Below are 3,303 nucleotides of genomic sequence, written 5' to 3' on the forward strand. Positions count from 1 at the left end.
CAGAGTTTTTTATAATAGAAAACGATATTGTAAAAAAAATAAACGTCAGCTAACATAGTATTTCGCAAAAAACGGGCTGAAAGTAAACTTTCATCCCATTCTTTTCCGCTCGCAAAATTGCTTTTCTAAAAACTTCAACTTAAATTAGTTTTACAAAAGAGCAATTTGCTTGAACGCACGAACTTGAACTTCGTTCAATTTCTCTCCCGTTCTTCGCAAATACTCGGCTCGTTAGCGGTAATTTTACATAAAATCACATATATACAATTAATGATAATGGATTGGGATAAAATCTTAAGTGAAATCGGTATAGTAACTGTAATTTCTGGTCTTATAGTTTGGTTGATTAAACAACTAGGTCAAATGTTTATTGATAGGAACATTTCTATATATAAACAAGAGCTCCAAAATAAATCGGACCTGTATAAGGCCGAATTGAATCAAGTATTCGAAAAATATAAATCAGATATAGCCTTTCATTCACAAAAAGCTTTTAAGCTCCATGATAGACGACTTGAAAAAATTGATGAATTATATTCATTACTATCCGATTTTTACAACGATATGTTTACATTAACTACTTGGAAAATTGTGACTGGAATGACAAAAGAAGAGATTAATAAACAATCGTATGACAATACGATGAAAGCAGGAGAAAGCGGAAATAAATTTTTAAGTTACTATGACAAAAATAAGCTTTACTTTAATTCTGAAACTTGTACTCTAATAGATGAAATAATTCAACTATTAAAAGAAAGCCATTCTGACTTTTCATTTAAGTATATTTTCGGAAATATTTCGCCACAAATGGAAATGGAAAGCATAAAAAAAGCAACAGAAAAAATTAGGAGGAAAGTTCCAGAAGTAAAAGTCAAACTCGAAAAGAATTTCAGGGAAATAATAGGTGTAGAAAATTAAAAAACTACCGCTAACACCAGCTTGGCAAAATAGCGAGTTAAGTCAAAAATTAAAGTTTGTACTTTTTTTGTCGCAATCGCTATTTTTATTTTTTAATTTGTTAAATTTAAAAAAATAAAAATGCGTTGCTCAGCTTCGGCAAAATTTGAAGTTTTCGCGATTTAGTTCGCTACTTCGCCAAGCTTCGGGACGTTGTACGACATTCTATTAAGAACATCTATAAGACCAATTATATTGAAAAAATTTTTGATTTACAGTTTCTGTATTTTGCTTTTAACTCAATTTTTGAGTTTGACACTCCCACCTTTAGGAATTATATTAGGGACTACAATTATTTTACCTTTATTAATTTGGTACAGTGGCAAAGAAAACAGAGTTAAATTTGTGAATATTCTATGGACAATTTTAGTTTTTTATTTAATTAGTAGAACTTTAGATTGGTTTTTTGCGCCGGGAACTCACGATTCTCAGGGAATTGCATGGATGTTTTTAATGTCAATTTTTTCATCGATAACAATGATTGGTATTTGGATTTTTTACTTAAAACATAAAAATCTGAATCCTAAAGAAACAAAAACTTACATAATTTTAATTTGCTTTTTGATAATTCCGTTCGTTCATATTCAGCTTTTAAATAAATTTTGCAATCAAAATCTAAATGTAACAAATAAAACTCTGTACCAGTATTTTAAAAATGAATAAAAAGAACATCGTACAACATAGTATTTAGCAAAAATCGGGTTGAAGGCTAACTTTATAGTCATAATTTTCCGCTCGCAAAATTGCTTTTCTTAAAACTTTAATCTAATTTAGTTTTGGCCAAGCAATTTGCTTGAACGGGCGAACTTGAACTTCGTTCAACTTCTCTCCCGTTCTTCGCAAATACTCGGCTCGTTAGCTGCAAGTTTTCAGTAACAGAACTTAAAATTAAAAAATGAAAATTTTCCCATCAAGTATTTACGAATTTAGTTTAATCGATGATCAGAATGAAACTATCGAACGTTTAAACAGAAGAACTGAAAATTCCGATAACCTTATATCTAAAATCACTAACAAATCTTTCATTGGAAAAATTGATAAAAATAAATTTAAAATAATATCTTCTGATATTGGAAAAGGAGCCTTTTGTACTTTAAATGGGCAAATAAATAATAAAATTGGCGAAGTTGTTGTTGAAATAAATAAACCTTTTAAAATTTTATTATCAATTTTAATGCTATTTCCAATAGTGGGATTTATTATACAATTAATATTAAAAGTAGAAGAATTTAATCCAATATTTATAATAGTTATTTTAGCTCAAATATTAATTCTTCGATTTGTTTTTATAGAAATTGCTTATAAATTCCTTTCAAAACAAAGTATAAATAAATTATCAGATGTTCTTGATACAGAATACATAAGAAAAAAATAAAAAACCTGCAGCTAACAAGGGTTTGGCGCAATGGCGGGTTAAGGTTCAAATTTGAAGTTTCAGCTTTCTAATCCGCAAAAAGCCAATTATATTGACTTTTTTCTTAAATTTATTCAATAAATTGGCTTTTGCTTACAGTGTCGCTAAATTGAAAGTTTTCTCTTCAATTTCCGCCACTGACGCCAAGCCCAGAAACGTTAGCCGTCATATATAAAAAAATCACTTAAAATAAAAATCAGTATTGAAGAATTCTAAATTCATTTGTATTATTTTACAAATAAGTTTTTTAATAATATTAAATTCTTGTATTAATTATATTCCGTGTAGAGGTCAAGAATATACAATTGAAAACATTAATTATCAGCAGCTATCATTAAAAATAGATGATTATTTTAAATCTAATCCTAACTTAGAAATTAAATTAGAAGAATCTAATTCTCAAAATCCTTGGAAAGTTGATAAGATAATTTATTGGAATGATTTAAATATAAGAGTTCATTTTTATATACATAAAGGTAATCAAAATACTAATCAATCACCTACAATTACATTTACGCATATTGGAGATAAAGAATTCAAGAGTTATAAAGATATAAATTCGAAAGAAATAAGTAAAGAACTTAATCAAACATATCTCAAAAAATTCGAAAATGACGTCTTAAATAAACTTGGAGTAAATTGGAAATCAAATATATGTTTTTAAAATAAATATATACGAACGGCTAACATAGTATTTGCGAAAAAACGGGCTGAAGGCTAACTTTTTTTTCCATCTTTTTCCGCTCGCAAAATTGCTTTTCTTAAAACAATATACTAATTTAGTTTTAGCCAAGCAATTTGCTTGAACGGACGAACTTGAACTTTCGTTCAAATTCTCTCCCGTTCTTCGCAAATACTCGGCTCGTTAGCTGTAATACTTAAAAAACTGCCGAATGAAAAACCTTTTAATTTTATTACTTCTAATAATAAAT

The 3,303-nt window shown here is 28.0% G+C and carries 3 protein-coding genes; all 3 read left to right on the plus strand.

Annotated features, from left to right (window positions below):
- Window positions 1-276: 276 nt before the first annotated feature.
- Complete coding sequence (locus EAH69_RS13740; RefSeq protein ID WP_147439159.1) at window positions 277-918, plus strand: hypothetical protein; 642 nt, start codon at window positions 277-279, stop codon at window positions 916-918.
- A 934-nt stretch (window positions 919-1,852) separates the two neighbouring features.
- Window positions 1,853-2,332, plus strand: a complete 480-nt coding sequence (locus tag EAH69_RS13750; RefSeq protein ID WP_121935790.1) for a hypothetical protein — start codon at window positions 1,853-1,855, stop codon at window positions 2,330-2,332.
- Window positions 2,333-2,573: 241 nt separating this feature from the next.
- Entirely contained in the window at window positions 2,574-3,035 is a 462-nt protein-coding gene (locus tag EAH69_RS13755) for a hypothetical protein (protein WP_121935791.1), read from the plus strand.
- Window positions 3,036-3,303: the final 268 nt, after the last annotated feature.

It is taken from the genome of Faecalibacter macacae (assembly GCF_003687725.1).
Lineage (GTDB): Bacteria > Bacteroidota > Bacteroidia > Flavobacteriales > Weeksellaceae > Empedobacter > Empedobacter macacae.

Coding starts and splice junctions, on each gene's coding strand:
- EAH69_RS13740 (WP_147439159.1), top strand. CDS start 277: ATGGATTGGGATAAAATCTTAAGTGAAATCGGTATAGTAACTGTAATT.
- EAH69_RS13750 (WP_121935790.1), top strand. CDS start 1,853: ATGAAAATTTTCCCATCAAGTATTTACGAATTTAGTTTAATCGATGAT.